This window comes from Thioclava sp. GXIMD2076, from assembly GCF_037949795.1.
Taxonomy (GTDB): domain Bacteria; phylum Pseudomonadota; class Alphaproteobacteria; order Rhodobacterales; family Rhodobacteraceae; genus Thioclava; species Thioclava kandeliae.
In genome coordinates this window covers 492387-507183 of record NZ_CP149933.1, presented here as the reverse complement: position 1 = coordinate 507183, position 14797 = coordinate 492387, and the positions used below count along the sequence as shown (strand labels likewise).

At 62.3% G+C, this 14797-nt stretch carries 13 protein-coding genes; 9 read left to right on the top strand and 4 right to left on the bottom strand.

What is annotated here, in order from left to right; genetic code table 11:
• Positions 1–42: 42 nt before the first annotated feature.
• The 3 genes from WDB91_RS16170 to WDB91_RS16160 all read right to left on the bottom strand — a co-directional run bounded on the left by WDB91_RS16170 (position 43) and on the right by WDB91_RS16160 (position 3522).
• Entirely contained in the window at positions 43–876 is an 834-nt protein-coding gene (locus WDB91_RS16170) for an alpha/beta hydrolase (RefSeq protein ID WP_339114662.1), read from the bottom strand.
• Positions 869–2281, bottom strand: coding sequence for an APC family permease (locus WDB91_RS16165; protein WP_339114661.1), 1413 nt, complete (start codon positions 2279–2281; stop codon positions 869–871). The genes WDB91_RS16170 and WDB91_RS16165 overlap by 8 nt, the downstream gene beginning before the upstream one ends.
• Positions 2282–2595: 314 nt before the next feature.
• Positions 2596–3522, bottom strand: a complete 927-nt coding sequence (locus tag WDB91_RS16160) for a LysR family transcriptional regulator (RefSeq protein ID WP_339114660.1) — start codon at positions 3520–3522, stop codon at positions 2596–2598.
• Positions 3523–3618: 96 nt separating this feature from the next.
• On the opposite strand from WDB91_RS16160, the gene WDB91_RS16155 reads away from it, so the two are divergent.
• From WDB91_RS16155 to WDB91_RS16145, 3 genes are all read left to right on the top strand, one after another.
• Positions 3619–4326 (top strand): HAD-IA family hydrolase, encoded by a 708-nt coding sequence (locus WDB91_RS16155; protein WP_339114659.1) that lies wholly within the window; start codon positions 3619–3621, stop codon positions 4324–4326.
• Complete coding sequence (locus WDB91_RS16150) at positions 4323–5633, top strand: FAD-binding oxidoreductase (RefSeq protein ID WP_339114658.1); 1311 nt, start codon at positions 4323–4325, stop codon at positions 5631–5633. The genes WDB91_RS16155 and WDB91_RS16150 overlap by 4 nt, the downstream gene beginning before the upstream one ends.
• Before the next feature lie 84 nt (positions 5634–5717).
• The gene (locus tag WDB91_RS16145) at positions 5718–7331 is read left to right on the top strand and encodes an ABC transporter substrate-binding protein (RefSeq protein ID WP_339114657.1); all 1614 of its coding nucleotides are present in this window, start codon (positions 5718–5720) and stop codon (positions 7329–7331) included.
• Between the two features lie 135 nt (positions 7332–7466).
• Here the strand turns inward: WDB91_RS16145 and WDB91_RS16140 are convergent, their stop codons facing one another.
• Positions 7467–8477, bottom strand: a complete 1011-nt coding sequence (locus tag WDB91_RS16140) for a LacI family DNA-binding transcriptional regulator (protein WP_339114656.1) — start codon at positions 8475–8477, stop codon at positions 7467–7469.
• A 222-nt stretch (positions 8478–8699) separates the two neighbouring features.
• On the opposite strand from WDB91_RS16140, the gene WDB91_RS16135 reads away from it, so the two are divergent.
• The 6 genes from WDB91_RS16135 (at position 8700) to WDB91_RS16110 (ending at position 14670) form a co-directional block, all read left to right on the top strand.
• The gene (locus tag WDB91_RS16135) at positions 8700–9734 is read left to right on the top strand and encodes a sugar ABC transporter substrate-binding protein (RefSeq protein ID WP_339114655.1); all 1035 of its coding nucleotides are present in this window, start codon (positions 8700–8702) and stop codon (positions 9732–9734) included.
• A gap of 53 nt (positions 9735–9787) precedes the next feature.
• Positions 9788–10564, top strand: a complete 777-nt coding sequence (locus tag WDB91_RS16130) for an ATP-binding cassette domain-containing protein (protein WP_339114654.1) — start codon at positions 9788–9790, stop codon at positions 10562–10564.
• A complete protein-coding gene (locus tag WDB91_RS16125; protein WP_339114653.1) occupies positions 10561–11793 on the top strand; it encodes a sugar ABC transporter permease in 1233 nt (410 codons plus the stop codon). Before WDB91_RS16130 ends, WDB91_RS16125 begins: the two co-directional genes overlap by 4 nt.
• Before the next feature lie 9 nt (positions 11794–11802).
• A complete protein-coding gene (locus WDB91_RS16120; RefSeq protein WP_339114652.1) occupies positions 11803–12525 on the top strand; it encodes an SDR family oxidoreductase in 723 nt (240 codons plus the stop codon).
• Position 12526: 1 nt separating this feature from the next.
• Positions 12527–14092, top strand: coding sequence for an FGGY-family carbohydrate kinase (locus WDB91_RS16115; RefSeq protein WP_339114651.1), 1566 nt, complete (start codon positions 12527–12529; stop codon positions 14090–14092).
• Between the two features lie 272 nt (positions 14093–14364).
• Positions 14365–14670 carry a zinc-binding dehydrogenase gene (locus WDB91_RS16110; RefSeq protein ID WP_339114650.1) on the top strand — a complete coding sequence of 102 codons (306 nt, stop codon included), beginning with the start codon at positions 14365–14367 and terminating at the stop codon, positions 14668–14670.
• The last annotated feature ends 127 nt before the right edge of the window (positions 14671–14797 follow it).

The window sequence follows — 14797 nt, the reverse complement described above, 5'->3', positions numbered from 1 at the left end:
CTGCCGGAAAGACCGGAAGGCCCATGTCGGGCGTGTGCGCTTTTAAAGGCCGCAGAAGTTCCGGATTTCGGAGCAGAGCTCCTCGGGTACTTCCCAGTTCGGGGCGTGGCCGGCCGCAGCATATACGCTGAGCCGCGCATCGGGTAAGGCGGCGAGCAGGGTGTCCTGATCTTCGCGCAGGAAGATCTCGTCATGAGCGCCCCAGACGAGAAGGACCGGGAGCGTCAGTTGTGCCAGCTCGGGGAACGGTCCCGCCGGTGGCCGGTAGTCAAGCAACCCCGCAAGCGCCGATTTCCACACATGGGCGGGAGCCTTCATGCTTTCGTCCACGATCTTGTCCAGCGTCATGCCTCCTCCCAAGGGGTTGACGCATGTGCCTGCCTGAAACTCATGGGCAAAGCTGCGTGGAAGAGGATCCTGAAGCTCTGAGAGGTCCCGTGCCAGCGCCACCAGCGGCGGTGTCGCTCCTGTGGCAGCGGTATCGACCAGCACAAGTTTTTGGGCCAGACCGGGCGCTCGGAGTGCGATCTCCCGGGCGATGAATGTGCCCATCGAATGCCCGACGATGACGGAAGGCCCTGTCCCGAGCGCCTGCAGCAATGCGATAACATCCTCTGCATGCTGGCCGATGGAATAGCCGGTCTCCGGCTTGTCGCTCTCGCCGAACCCCCGCAGGCTCACGGCAAGGACGCTGCAGCTGTCGGGAAAGGCCTGCATCATGCCATAGAAGGAATACCAGCTATCACCATAGCCATGGACCAGAACGAAACTATGGGGCCCGTGCCCTTTACGGGCATATTCCATGGTGATGCCGGTCTCCAGTGGCTGCCGCCCGAAGGTGATCATCTCGCTTGCAATATCCGGAGCGTCAGTCATGCGATGCTCCTGCGATGGAGAGGAAACTCGTGCCGAGCGCATCATAACGGGCAGGGTCCCGCCGCGAGAGATAGACGGCATAGCCCCAGCCCATGAGCCCCGTGCCGATAACCGCCGCCGGAAGCAGCAGGATCACTGCGACATTGGTGGCGCCTGTCAGCATTGGAAGGTTCGACAGTGCGAGCAGCAAGACGATGATCAGACCGATCAATGCCACAACCGGCGCAATCACCCTTTGCCAGAGTGTCGTGTCATGTGGTGTGCGGGCAAAATAGCGCAGGATCGAGATGCCCACGAGGATCTGGACCGAGAGGACCCCCAGTGCCGAGAGTGCGGCCATGAACGAATAGACGGTTGCATAGGGATCGATCCTGAACAGGGCACATAGGCCGATGATCAGGGCGACCGAGAGGCTCTGGACACGATTGGCTGTATGGGTCGAGCCGAAATGCGGATGGACCTGTGCCAGCGCCTTGGGCAGGACAGCTTCGCGCCCGCCTGCAAAGAGATAGCGGCTGATCGTGTTATGGAAGGACAGGATACAGGCAAAAAGGCTGGTGACCAGCAGAGCGCTCATCGTCGTGCTGAGCAGGCTGCCGCCAAGTGCATGTGCCGTGTTCACGAAGAGATCCGAGCTATCGGCGGTTGCCGCGTCACGGATATTGGACGGGCCATAGGCAATCACCATGCACCACGCTGAAAAGGCATAGAACAGGGTGATACAGATCACGGCAAGATAGGTCGCCATCGGGATCGTGCGGCGCGGGCGCTTGGCTTCTTCCGCAAAAATCACGGTTGCCTCGAAGCCGAGGAAGGAGGCCACAGCAAATAGAAGGCTGACACCGATCCCCGCCGAGAACCCGACCGAGGGCAAGAACGAGGTTGCACTGATGCCTTCCGGCCCGCCTTGGGCAAGGATCAGCAGGTTGAGCACCATCAGCACAACGATTTCGCATAGCATGCAGATCCCGAGAATCCAGCCTGAGAACTCGATCTGGCGTCGGCCGCAGAGATCCACGAGGATCACGCAGATCAGAGCCGCGGCCCACCACGGCAGAGGCAGTCCTAGCGGTTCCAGAAGTCCCGCAATGACGATCCCGAAAAAGGCATAGATGGCAATCTGGATCGCATAATAAGTCAGCAGCGTCATTGCACCTGCCGCCAGTGCCCAGCGTGATCCCAGCCCTTTGGAGACAAAGGCGTAAAAGGCACCAGCGCTTCCGACATGGCGGCTCATTGCCGTAAAGCCCACGCTGAACAGGAGATAGATCAGCCCCGCAATGACATATCCCATAGGCGCACCCGCACCATTGCCGATCGAATAGGCCAGAGGTGCCGCACCGACGATCGCTGTCAGCGGTGCGGCGGCAGCGATAACGAAGAAGAGGATATGGGTAACACCCAAGGATCCTTTCCTGAGAGTGGTTTGAGGTTGTGGATCCGCCATATGGAATTCCTTTCCGAGAGAAGTGTGACACTTGCCATCAGGAAAATTCTAGTGAGGCAGCTTGGAACCCGTCTTGACAGTTCAGGCCAACGACATGGCAGTTTCAGCCAATTCTACGATCTGGTCTCCCGCATTTGACTGGCCTAGACCCGTGCCCAGAAGAGGTCGTATCGCCCAGCAGCCCTGAACCGCATCATGTCCGTAGGCCGAACTCCATGAGGCACGAGGTTTCAGACCGGACCACTCAAATGGGGGAAGATCAACTTACACACTCAGGCACGGGCTGGCGAAATCATCATTCGTTCGAGCTTCAGTTCAGGGTATTTCGCTGAAAGCGATTTAAAATCAGCCATCATCTGTCCCTCGATCCAATCGGCAACGGCGCGGGATCTGGCGGAGGTTTCGTTGAACTGGAGACAGCACAGGCGCGACGTCAGCATGACGGGCTCGGGGTATACGGGGACGAGAAGGCCGTTATCGAGCCAATGTGCTACGATGTTCAGCCACCCCGTGGCAGTTCCCTGACCTGACAAGGCTGCCTGGACGACAATGGAATAATCGGCAAACGAGAGCGCCGACGTCCTGTCGCTTTCCTCGGGGGTGATGATGCTCGCCGGATCGTTTATGCCTTCGAGATAGACACGCGGCACTGTTCCATGGCGCGCGGTCCGTGCGATCGAGGCCGCGCAGATATCGATATATCCCTCGCGCAGGAGAACACGGGCCCCGTCCGGCGGGCTCTCGTAATAGCGCATTGCCAGATCGACGCCCTCGATCGGGCCCGATACCGGTCCGGCAATCAGCTGGAAGCGCAGTTCGAGTTGCGGAAACGCGGCCCGAAAGACCGAGATCCGCGGCATGAGCCAATGCGCGACGAAGGCCGTCGAGACCGAAAGCGTGATCACCCGGTCCTCATCCCTCTTGCGGGTCAGGCGATCGAGCTCGGCGGAGATGTCGCTGAACGATCGTCCGACAACCTGCGCCAGACGCGCTCCTTCGGCACTCAGCGTCGCTCCGCTGCGCGAGCGTTCGAACAGGGGCTGTCCCAGATGGGTCTCGAGTGCATGGATCGCACGGCTGATTGCCGGCTGCGTGACGTTCAGCTCATCTGCGGCCCGCGAGAAGTTCTGATGCCGCGCGGCGGCCTCGAAGATGAAAAGGCTACCGACTGAGGGCAATTTACGACGAAGACTATCCATGATCTGAAGTTATAATAGTTATCAGACTTCTTCAATTGAATTTACCTTTATTGCACCGCAACATGAGGTCAACACATATCCCATTAGAGGCCTGTCATGGATCTGACCCGTTTCAAACTGTTGACCTTCGATGTGGTCGGCACCTGCATCGATTTCGAGAAAGGCGTGCTCGACGCGATCCGCGAACTGGGCGGCGATGCGGCCAGGGGCCTGAGCGATGACGAGATTTTCAAACCCTATGTGCAGGCGCGTGACATCCATCATGGCCGCACCAGCGAAGCCTTTGGCGATGTCTATCTTCATATGGCCAAGGTGCTAGGGCTTGAAACGGCGCACCGTAATGCGGAGCTGTTCCAGTTGCGGCTGTTGCAGCTTCCTGCTTTCCCCGATGCGCCCGAGGCGCTCGGGCGTATGCGGGCGCGTTTTCGTTTGTGCGCGATGACCAATGCCGATCGCACTGCCTTCAGCGCCTATCACTGGACGCTGGGGCTGCCCTTCCATGACGCCATTACCTGTGACGATGCGGGCGTCCCCAAGCCGGATCCGCGCGTCTTCGACTATAGCCGTGGCCGTGCTTCGGTGCTCGGGATCAAACAGGACGAGATCCTGCATGTGGCTCAAAGCCAGCATCATGATATCGGCGTGGCGAAGGCACTCGGCTACAAGACCTGCTGGATCCAGCGGCGCTTCGATCAGGAAGGTTACGGCGGCTCGCCCGATCCGGCCGAATATACCGAACCCGATCTGCATCTCCATTCGCTTGCGGATCTGGCCGATGCGGTTGATGCCGCCTTCGCCAAGTGAACGGGCGCGATACTGTCTCGGTTCCTCCCAAAGCGCCCTCGCTCTGGGAGGAGCTTGCTCCTGCCGCGCCAGAGTATCCGTCGCTTGCCGTCTCCGATCGCGCCGAGGTGCTGGTGGTGGGCGGGGGCTATGCGGGGCTTCATGCGGCCCTGACCCTTGCGCGGGCGGGCAAGACCGTGATCGTGGCAGAGGCGGGGCCCTTAGGCACGGGCGGCTCGGGGCGCAATGGGGGCGTGGTGAACGCGAAGTTCCGCATATCCTATAGTGCTCTGGCCCAGAGCCACGGGATCGCGACAGCCCGCAGAATGCACGAGATCGCCGACAGGTCGGTGGCCTATCTCGAGGAGACGCTCGAGAGGTATGATATCGGGGCGCATTACGCGCGTCACGGCGCGCTGCGCTGTGCCCATACCGCGCGCGCATTCGAGGCGCTGGCGCGGGATGCCGAATGGCAGAAGGCCGAACTGGGCGTGAGCGGTCTCGCATTGCTCGACCGTCAGGAGATGCAACGCGAAACCGGCAGCACGGATTTCTGCGGCGGAGTGCTTGCGCCGCAAGGGGGCACGATCCGTCCACTCGACTATCTGCACGGACTGGCGCAGGCGGCGGTAAGGGCCGGCGTGCGGCTCTATGCCCGAAGCCCTGTGCTGGAGGTCGAAGAAGCCACCGGATCTCTCCGAGCGACACTCCCGAACGGCGAGATCCGCGCCGATCATGTGCTCTATGCGACCGATGCCTATTCCTCCATCAGTCGCGTCACGGCACCATTGCGCCGGTCGGTCGTGCCGTTCCGCTCGGCGATGGTGGCCACGGCGCCTTTGCCTGCCACAATGTCCGAGGAGATCTGTGCCAATGCCCGTAGCTATACCGAGACTCGGCGGATGATGCGCTGGTTCCGGCGCGAGGGTGACAGGCTGATCTTTGGCGGACGCGGTGCGCTTGGCGCGGTGGATGCCCCTGCGGCCTTCGCGCGGCTGGAAAGCGCGATGCGCGCGATTTTTCCGCAGCTTGAGGGGCATCCGGTGACCCACCGCTGGTCCGGCCATGTTGCGTTGACCTTCGATGCCTTACCGATGGCGGGGGCACTTACGCGACGCCAGCACTTCGCGGCGGGCTTCAACGGCGCGGGTGTCGCGATGTCGGGCTATGTCGGGCATTGTATGGCGCGCAGGTTCCTGGGCGAGGCGCCGGATCTGGGGCTTGTGGCGCGGGACACCCTCCCCAAAGTGCCGTTCTTCGCGTTCCGCTCCATCGGGGTCAGGGCGGTTACGGCGGGCTACGAGACCCTCGACCGGCTCGGCTTCTAACGACAAAGAGAATGGCGGAAGGTGGCACCAGATCACCCCGCCAAACCATGATCCTCGGATATAGTTCCTCACAGGGAGACAGATATGACGACCGAACGACCGACAAACTGGACAGATCGTGATAGCCGCCTGCTGGAGGGCGCATTGCGGCAAGGCGCTACGCGGCGTGAGCTTCTGCATATGCTGATGGTCGCAGGCGTTGGCCTGAGCGCGGGCGGCACACTTTTAGGCCTTGCAGGGCGCACGAATGCCGCAACCCCCATGCGCGGTGGCCATCTGAAAGCGGCAGGCTGGTCGGCCTCGATTGCCGATACGCTCGATCCGGCCAAGGGCTCGAACACGACCGATTATGTCCGCGCCTGCACATTCTATAACCGGCTGACCTTCATCGACCGCGCGGGCGTGCCGCAGATGGAACTGGCCGAGAGCATCGAGACACCAGATGCCCAGACATGGCAGATCACTCTGCGCAAGGGTGTCACGTTCCACAACGGCAAGAGCTTTGGTGCGGAGGATGTGGTCTATTCGCTTCAGCGCCATCTGGATCCGGAGGTCGGCTCCAAGGTCAATGCGATTGCCAAGCAGATGGTCGAGATCTCGGCCACCGGAGCACTCGGCGTCCGGATCGTGCTGGCCGAGCCCAATGCCGACCTGCCTACGATCCTCGGGCTCCATCATTTCGCCATCATCGCGGATGGAACGACCGATTTCACCACAGCCAACGGAACCGGTCCCTTTACCTGCGAGGTCTTCGAGCCGGGCGTGCGCTCTGTCGGGCAGCGTAACGACAGCTACTTCAAATCCGAAGGCCCCTATCTCGACAGTGTCGAGTTCTTCGCGATCGCCGATGCCAGCGCGCGCCTCAACGCGCTTATGTCGGGCGATATCCAGATCGCGGCCAAGATCAACCCGCGTGCCATGCGGACGCTCGAGGGACGGGGCGGTATCTCGACGCTGACCACGACCGCTGGCAATTACACCGATCTCAATATGCGTATGGACCTTGATCCAGGGTCGAAGGCGGGTTTCATCGAAGGCATGAAGCATCTGGTCAATCGCGAGGCGATCCAGAAATCCGTGCTGCGCGGCTTTGCCGATATCGGCAATGACCAGCCCGTCTCGCCGGCCAGCCGCTATTACAATACCGAGTTGAAACCTGCGGAATTCGACCCCGACCGTGCCAAGGCAGCCTTCGATAAGGCGGGCCTGTTGGGGGTCGAAATCCCGATTGTGGCCTCGGAGGCCGCCGCGTCCTCGGTCGATATGGCGACGCTCATCCAGCAGGCAGGGGCAGGGATCGGGATGAATATCAGGATCGATCAGGTGCCCGCGGATGGCTACTGGTCGAATTACTGGCTCAAGGCGCCAGTCCATTTCGGGCATATCAACCCGCGGCCCACACCCGATATCCTCTTCTCATTGCTTTACAGCTCGGACGCGCCCTGGAACGAGAGCCGCTATATCTCCTCCCGTTTTGACAGTCTTCTGAAAGAGGCGCGCGGTTTGACCGACGAAAGCAAGCGCACCGAGATCTACTGGGATCTGCAGGAGATGGTCGCGCAGCAGGCAGGGACGATCATTCCGGCCTATATGAGCAATATCGACGCCTATACCGACCGGCTCGGCGGGTTGGAGCCCAACCCCTTGGGCGGATTGAACGGCTACGCATTCTCGGAATATGTCTGGCTCAACAGTTGATGGCAGCGCTTTCTCGGATGCGATTGTGGGAGCAGGGGAGGCGGAGGGAAACCGCCTGTCCCGACATGGCGCCATGACCCGCGGCGACTTATGGTTTGATCGGCGCCTGTTCGATCGGGCCGGGTCTACGCTGTGTCATCTCAGATGGAGTTTGCAGGGCACCTTGATGAGTTTATGTGCGGCCGGAGCCTCTTCCATCTGGGCCATCAGGCGGGCGATCAGGTTGGGCACATCCTGTTCGATCATGCCGACATTCTGCGGCAGCAATGCAGCAAACGGATCGTAGTCGAAGGTGCCATAACGGATCGCGGCTGCCTCCGGTGGTGGCAGCGCCTGCATCCAATGCACCACCCCTTCAAGGGTAATGGTCGAATTCACAAAGAGCCCGTGCGGCCGCGCGGGGAGATCTTCCAAGACCCGACGCGCTTTCAGCGGTGCATAGCCGGGCGTCAGTATATGCTCCGCTGGTACATCGAGCCCTTGTGCGGCATGCGCATCGAGGAAGCCACGCCGCCGTTCCCGCGTGTTATGATCGTCCAGCCGCCCGCCGATAAACACCAAGGCCTCACATATGCCGAGATCCCTTTTGCAGGCGTCGAGGATGGCATTGGTCAGGCTGAAGGCGCCCGCGTAGCTGTCGGATATGATGGAGGGGGCCAGGCTGCCCGGCAGATCGAGATTGATTGTCGGCACGCCATTTGCGGCACATAGTTCCGCGATGCGGTCCGGATTGGTGCTGCCACAGGCAACGAGGCGATCCACCTGATAGGAAAGCAGCCCCCTTGCAGCCTCGATCTCCAGATCGGGGTCGCGCTGTGTGCAGGTGATGACAGGGAAGAGCCCCGTCGCCCGCGCGGCCTCCTCGAATTGCTCGGCGATCGCGCCGAAGAAACGGTTGTCGTATTTCGGCACGACCATGCCGACGATCTTGGATTTGTCGCGCCGCAGGACACTTGCCTGAATATTGACCGCATAGCCCTGCTCCTCGGCCGCGCGCAGGACGCGATCGGCCAGATTCTGGCTGATTCGGCGCTTCTTCCACGATCCGTTCAGCACAGAGGACACCGCTGTGGGTGAGGTTCCGACGATCTCGGCCAGATCGTAGATCGTTGTCCGCCTTGCAGAATTGGCGTTGCTGGCTGACATCCTGCCCATCTCCCGCGTGAACGTCCCGTTGACGGATGTTGACAGCTCTGATGCGCAATGGCAATGATGCTCCATCGGTTGAGCATCTTGAGGAGAGGATGCTCTATCGAAAGAGCGCCCGAAGGTGGCGCATGGGGATCAGCTATGTGTCCTGCGACGTCTATTGGGGGCCCAAGTTGTCTTGTGCATCATCCGGAAGGCCGGTCTGACAGGAGGAGTAACATGACCAAATTCCGTATTTTCGCCGCATCCGCACTTGCGGTCGCTGCGGCCCATGCCGCCCATGCCGAAGCCACCGTGGCCTTTCTGATGCCCGATCAGGCATCCACCCGCTACGAGCAGCATGACTATCCCGGTTTCCAGGCCGCGATGGACAAGCTCTGTGCCGAATGCAAGGTGATCTACCAGAACGCCAATGGCGACGTCTCGCTCCAGCAGCAGCAATTCAACTCGGTCATCGCGCAAGGTGCCTCGGTGGTCGTTCTTGATCCGGTCGATAGTTCGGCTGCCGCGACGCTGGTCCAGATCGCCCATAGTCAGGATGTGAAGGTCGTCGCCTATGACCGCCCGATCCCCGATGTTCCGGCGGATTTCTATGTGTCCTTCGACAATGAGGGCATCGGCCGGGCGATCGCGCAATCGCTGGTGGATCATCTGAAGGCCGAGGGGGTCGCGGAGGGCGAGGGGGTGCTGCAGATCAACGGTTCTCCGACCGATGCCGCCGCAGGACTGATCCGCGACGGGATCGACAGCGCGCTCGACAATTCCGCTTATAAGACCCTGTCCGAATTCGATACGCCGGATTGGGCGCCGCCCAAGGCACAGGAGTGGGCGGCTGGCCAGATCACCCGTTTCGGAGACGATATCAAAGGGATCGTGGCGGCCAATGACGGCACTGCCGGTGGGGCGATCGCGGCGATGAAGGCCGCGGGCGTCAGCCCGCTGCCGCCGGTGACCGGCAATGACGCGACCATCGCGGCACTGCAGCTCATCATTGCGGGCGATCAATACAACACCATTTCCAAACCCTCCGAAATCGTGGCCGAAGCCGCCGCCGGGGTGGCGATGAAACTCGTAAGGGGCGAGACACCCGATGCGACGACCGAACTCTATGACACGCCGTCGCAGCTCTTTGTCCCCGCCGTGGTGACGCAGGAGAACATCAAGGCGGAGATCTTCGACAAGGGCATCCAGACCGTCGCTGAAGTCTGCACCGGTGAATATGCCGAACCCTGCGCGAAGCTGGGCCTCGAATAAACGGCTGCCGGGGGCGGAGACCCGCCCCCGGCTTTCAAGGGAGGAGACTGGATATGCACAAGGGTGATCTCATCCTGAAGCTGCGCGGCGTGACCAAGCAGTTCGGCGCGGTGACCGCGCTTCAGGATATCGAACTCGACGTTCATGCGGGCGAAGTGGTGGCGCTCGTGGGCGACAATGGCGCGGGGAAATCCACGCTGATCAAGGTTCTGGCGGGTGTGCACCAGCCCACCAGCGGGAGCATCGAATGGTGTGGCAGGCCGGTGACGCTCGATAGCCCCGGCACCGCGCTGGAACTGGGAATTGCCACCGTCTTTCAGGATCTCGCCCTTTGCGAGAATCTCGATGTGGTGGCGAACCTCTTTCTCGGGCACGAGAAAGGCCCCTGGGCGCTCGACGAGGTCGAGATGGAAGTCCGCGCCTGGACATTGCTGCAGGAACTGGCCGCGCGTATCCCCTCGGTGCGCGAACCGATCGCCTCGCTCTCGGGCGGCCAGAGACAGACGGTGGCCATCGCGCGCTCGCTGCTGCTCGACCCCAAGATCATCATGCTGGACGAGCCGACCGCGGCACTGGGTGTCGCCCAGACCGCCGAGGTGCTGAACCTGATCGAGCGGGTGCGTGACAGGGGGCACGGGGTGATCCTCATCTCGCATAACATGGAGGATGTGCGCGCGGTGGCCGACCGGATCGTCGTGCTGCGCCTTGGCGAGAACAACGGTGTGTTCACCGCAGCGACCTCGCATCAGGATCTGGTCGCGGCGATCACCGGCGCCTCCGAGAATTCTGTCTCGCGCCGTATGGCCCGCAAGCAGGGAGAAATCGCATGAGCAATGCACAGCTCGACCGCGCCGATACGCGCGTGCGCCATGACGAGGGTCTCGCGGGCGCGGGTCGCGCCTTCATCGACCGGGTCCGCTCCGGCGATCTGGGGATGCTGCCTGTCCTTTCGGGACTGGTGCTGATCACATTGGTCTTCAGCACATTGAATCCGGTGTTTCTGGCACCGAACAATCTCGTGAACCTGCTATTCGATGCCGCCGCTATCGGGCTGATCTCGCTTGGCGTGGTCTGCGTGCTGCTGCTGGGCGAGATAGATCTGTCTATCGGGTCGATGTCGGGCCTTGCCTCGGCGTTGACCGGTGTGCTCTGGGTCAATTCCGGCCTTCCGATGCCGGTGGCCGTTCTCGGGGCGGTTCTCGCAGGAGCGGCAGTGGGCTTCATCTACGGCGTCCTGCGCAACAAATTCGAGATGCCGTCCTTCGTGGCGACCCTCTCGGGTCTGCTGGCGCTGCTGGGATTGCAGCTCTATCTCCTCGGCGCCACCGGTTCGATCAATCTGCCCTATACCTCGCCGCTTGTGAAATTCGGCCAGATCCTCATCATGCCGGCATGGTTGTCCTATCTGGCGGCGATCCTGCCGGGCGCGCTGATGCTCTATGGCGGGATGAAGACCATGCGCCGCCGCCGTGCGGTCAATCTCTCGAGCCCCGGTCTCTCCGTGCTACTGGTCAAGGCAGGGGTGATCACCGTCGCGCTTCTGGCCTGCGTCGCCTATCTCGAGCAGGGCCGTGGCGTGCCCTATATGTTCGGCGTCTTCACCCTGTTCGTCGTCGCGCTCGACTATGCGCTGCGCCGCACCAAATGGGGCCGTTCCATGTTTGCGGTCGGCGGCAATGCCGAGGCCGCGCGCCGCTCAGGTATCGACGTCAAGAAGATCCGCCTGTCGGCCTTCATGGCCTGCTCCTCGCTTGCGGCACTGGGCGGTGTTTTCGCCGCCTCGCGCCTTGCCTCCGCCTCCCAGCAGGCCGGAACCGGCGATGTGAACCTCAACGCCATCGCGGCTGCGGTCATCGGGGGCACGTCGCTGTTCGGGGGCAGGGGCTCCGCCTGGTCGGCGCTTCTCGGGATCATCGTCATCCAGGCGATCTCCAACGGCCTGACCCTTCTCAACCTCTCGTCGAGCCTGCGCTACATGATTACGGGGGCCGTGCTGGCCATCGCCGTGATCGTCGATAGCCTCGCCCGCCGCTCCCGTGCCTCGCATGGCCGTGCCTAAGGATCCGACATGAAACTCGAAAACAAAACAGCAGCGATTACCGGCGCGGCGTCCGGTATCGGACTTGCCTGCGCCAAGGGCCTTCTGGACGAGGGGGCCAGCGTCGTCCTGATCGACCGTGACGCCGAGAAGCTGTCCCAGCTCTGCGAGGCGCTGGGAGACAGGGCCCACCCGCTGGTGCTCGATCTCTTCGACGGGCAGGCCGTCTCGGCAATGGTGCCGCAGATCGAAGCACGGGTAGGGCCGCTTGACATCTTCCATGCCAATGCCGGCGCCTATGTCGGGGGTGCCGCAGCCGAAGGTGATCCGGATGCCTGGGACCGGATGCTCAATCTCAATATCAACGCGGCGTTCCGTTGTGTGAATGCCGTCCTTCCCGGCATGATCGAACGGAAATCGGGGGACATCCTGTTCACCTCTTCTGTGGCAGGTGTCATCCCCGTGGTCTGGGAGCCGGTCTATACCGCGTCCAAATTCGCCGTGCAGGCGTTCTTGCATTCCACCCGTCGTCAGGTCGCGCCGCATGGCATCCGGATGGGGGCCGTCCTGCCCGGTCCCGTGGTGACCGCATTGCTCGATGACTGGCCGCAGGAAAAGATGGACGAGGCATTGGCCAACGGGTCCCTCATGCAGCCCGAGGAGGTGGCGGAAGCCGTTGTCTTCATGCTGACCCGCAAGAAGGGTGTCGTGATCCGCGACATGGTGATCCTTCCCAATAGCGTGGATCTGTAAGATGCATCTGATCGGCATAGACGTGGGAACGGGCTCGGCGCGCGCGGGTGTCTTCGATCTGCGGGGCGCTCTCAAAGGCACATCCGTGCAGGAGATCGCGCTCTGGAAGGGGCAGGGCAACCGCGTCGAGCAATCCTCGGATGATATCTGGCGCGCGGTCTGCGGCGCGGTGCGCGGGGCCGTTGAAGCCTCGGGTATCGACCCCGCAACCGTCGGCGGCATCGGGTTCGATGCGACCTGTTCGCTTGTGATCCTCGGGGCGGGCGGCGTGCCGCTCCCGGTGGCACAGGACCGCAACATCATCGTCTGGATGGATCACCGCGCCACCGGGCAGGCCGAGCGTATCAACGCCTCGGGACATCGGGTCCTCGATTATGTCGGCGGCATCATCTCGCCCGAGATGGAAACGCCGAAGCTCCTCTGGCTCAAGGAGAACATGCCGGAGATCTATGCGCAGGCATGGCAGTTCATGGATCTTACCGACTTCCTGACATGGCGCGCCTCCGGTGATCTTGCGCGCTCCATCTGCACGGTGACCTGCAAGTGGACCTATCTGGGCCATGAGAACCGATGGGATGCGAGTTATTTCGAGCAGATCGGACTGGCCGATCTTTGTGCGGACGGGTTTGACCGGATCGGCCGGCGCGTGGTTCCGGCCGGCACGGCGCTCGGTCAGGGGCTGACTGCGGCGGCGGCGCGGGAGATGGGGCTGCCCGAGGGAATCCCCGTCGGCGCGGGGCTGATCGATGCGCATGCGGGCGGGCTTGGCACCGTCGGCACTGCGGGGGATCCGACCGCCGATCTGGCCTATGTCTTCGGCACCTCTTCCTGCACCATGACGACCACCCGCGATCCGGCCTTTGTGCCGGGGGTCTGGGGGCCGTATCATTCGGCGATGGTGCCGGGTATGTGGTTGAACGAAGGCGGGCAGAGCGCGGCCGGAGCGGCGGTGGACCAGCTGCTGGATCACCATCCCTATGCGCCCGAAGCGCATCGGCAGGCCGCAGCTTGTGGCCAGTCCTTGCCCGCGTGGCTGGCCGCGCAACTCGGCGATAGGCCGGTTCTCGATCTGGTGGCGGGGCTGCATGTGGTGCCCGAGGTGCTGGGCAATCGTGCACCGCATGCCAACCCGCATCGTCGCGCGACGGTCATGGGGATCGGCATGGATCGGGGGCTGGAAAGCCTGCTGGCGCTCTATCTCGCGACGCTTTGCGGCCTGGGCTACGGGCTGCGCCAGATCATCGAGGCGCAGGACGCTCTCGGTGCCAAGGTGGAGCGTATCGCGATTAGCGGCGGAGCGGGGCGACATCCGCTGGTGCGCCAGATCCTTGCCGATACCACCGGCAAACCCGTGATTGCCCCCGAAACGGAGGAGCCGGTGCTTCTCGGGGCGGCGATGCTGGGGGCGCTGGCGGGGGGCGTCCATGCCGATGCGGAGACGGTTATGCAGTCGATGTCGCGCAGCGGCAGCGTGAACCAGCCCGATATGGAGGCCTTCGCGCGTCATACCGCCCGTTTCGGGGTCTTTACCCGCCTGCAGGACATAGGAAGCGCGGCAACCGCGTGACCCGCAGAGGCTGTCCATCATGGGGAAAGGTGTAGGCTGCTGGCAGGACAGGAGAAATTCGCTTGGCGTCTTGGACATCATTTGACGCAAAGCGCGGGAGAATGCCGCAGTGCACGAAAATACGGCCTTTCCCGCGACTGGTAAGATGGCCTTGCCGTGTCCGAGTTCCGAGACTGCCCACAGGATACGGGTGACGTGTTTGACCGTGTCATTGCGGCGGGGGGCAGTCCCGTTGACAGGGAGATCTGCAATGGCGATGGCACAAGGAGGGAATGACGTTTCTTCTCCGTCTGGGCAGTGAGTTTTTTGGGATCATCGAGGAGACTGGCGAGGGCATTACGGGCTTCGCCTGCGGCGACACGGTTTACGGAATGATCAGAATCGGTGCCTTCTCGGACTCTCGCGTCGTCCCTGCGACGGATATCGCGCGGTCGCCCGAACGGATCACAGCCCTTGTCGAGGCCGGAACGGTCACGCCCTATGTGGAGCGGATCTTCCGATTGGCAGTGGTCCGGCAGGCTCTGGAGTTACCGGAAGCCGGACGCACGCGCGGCAAGATCGTCCTGTCCATGGGCTGAAGGGGAAAGGTGATGCGGAATTCGGGAGATGGACCCTGCGCCGCGGAACATCCGTCGGCTCAGGTCTGCCGGCTCGCCTCGCGCGGTCTGGTAAGGACCGATGGCCTTTTGGGTGAAGCGCCTGCCC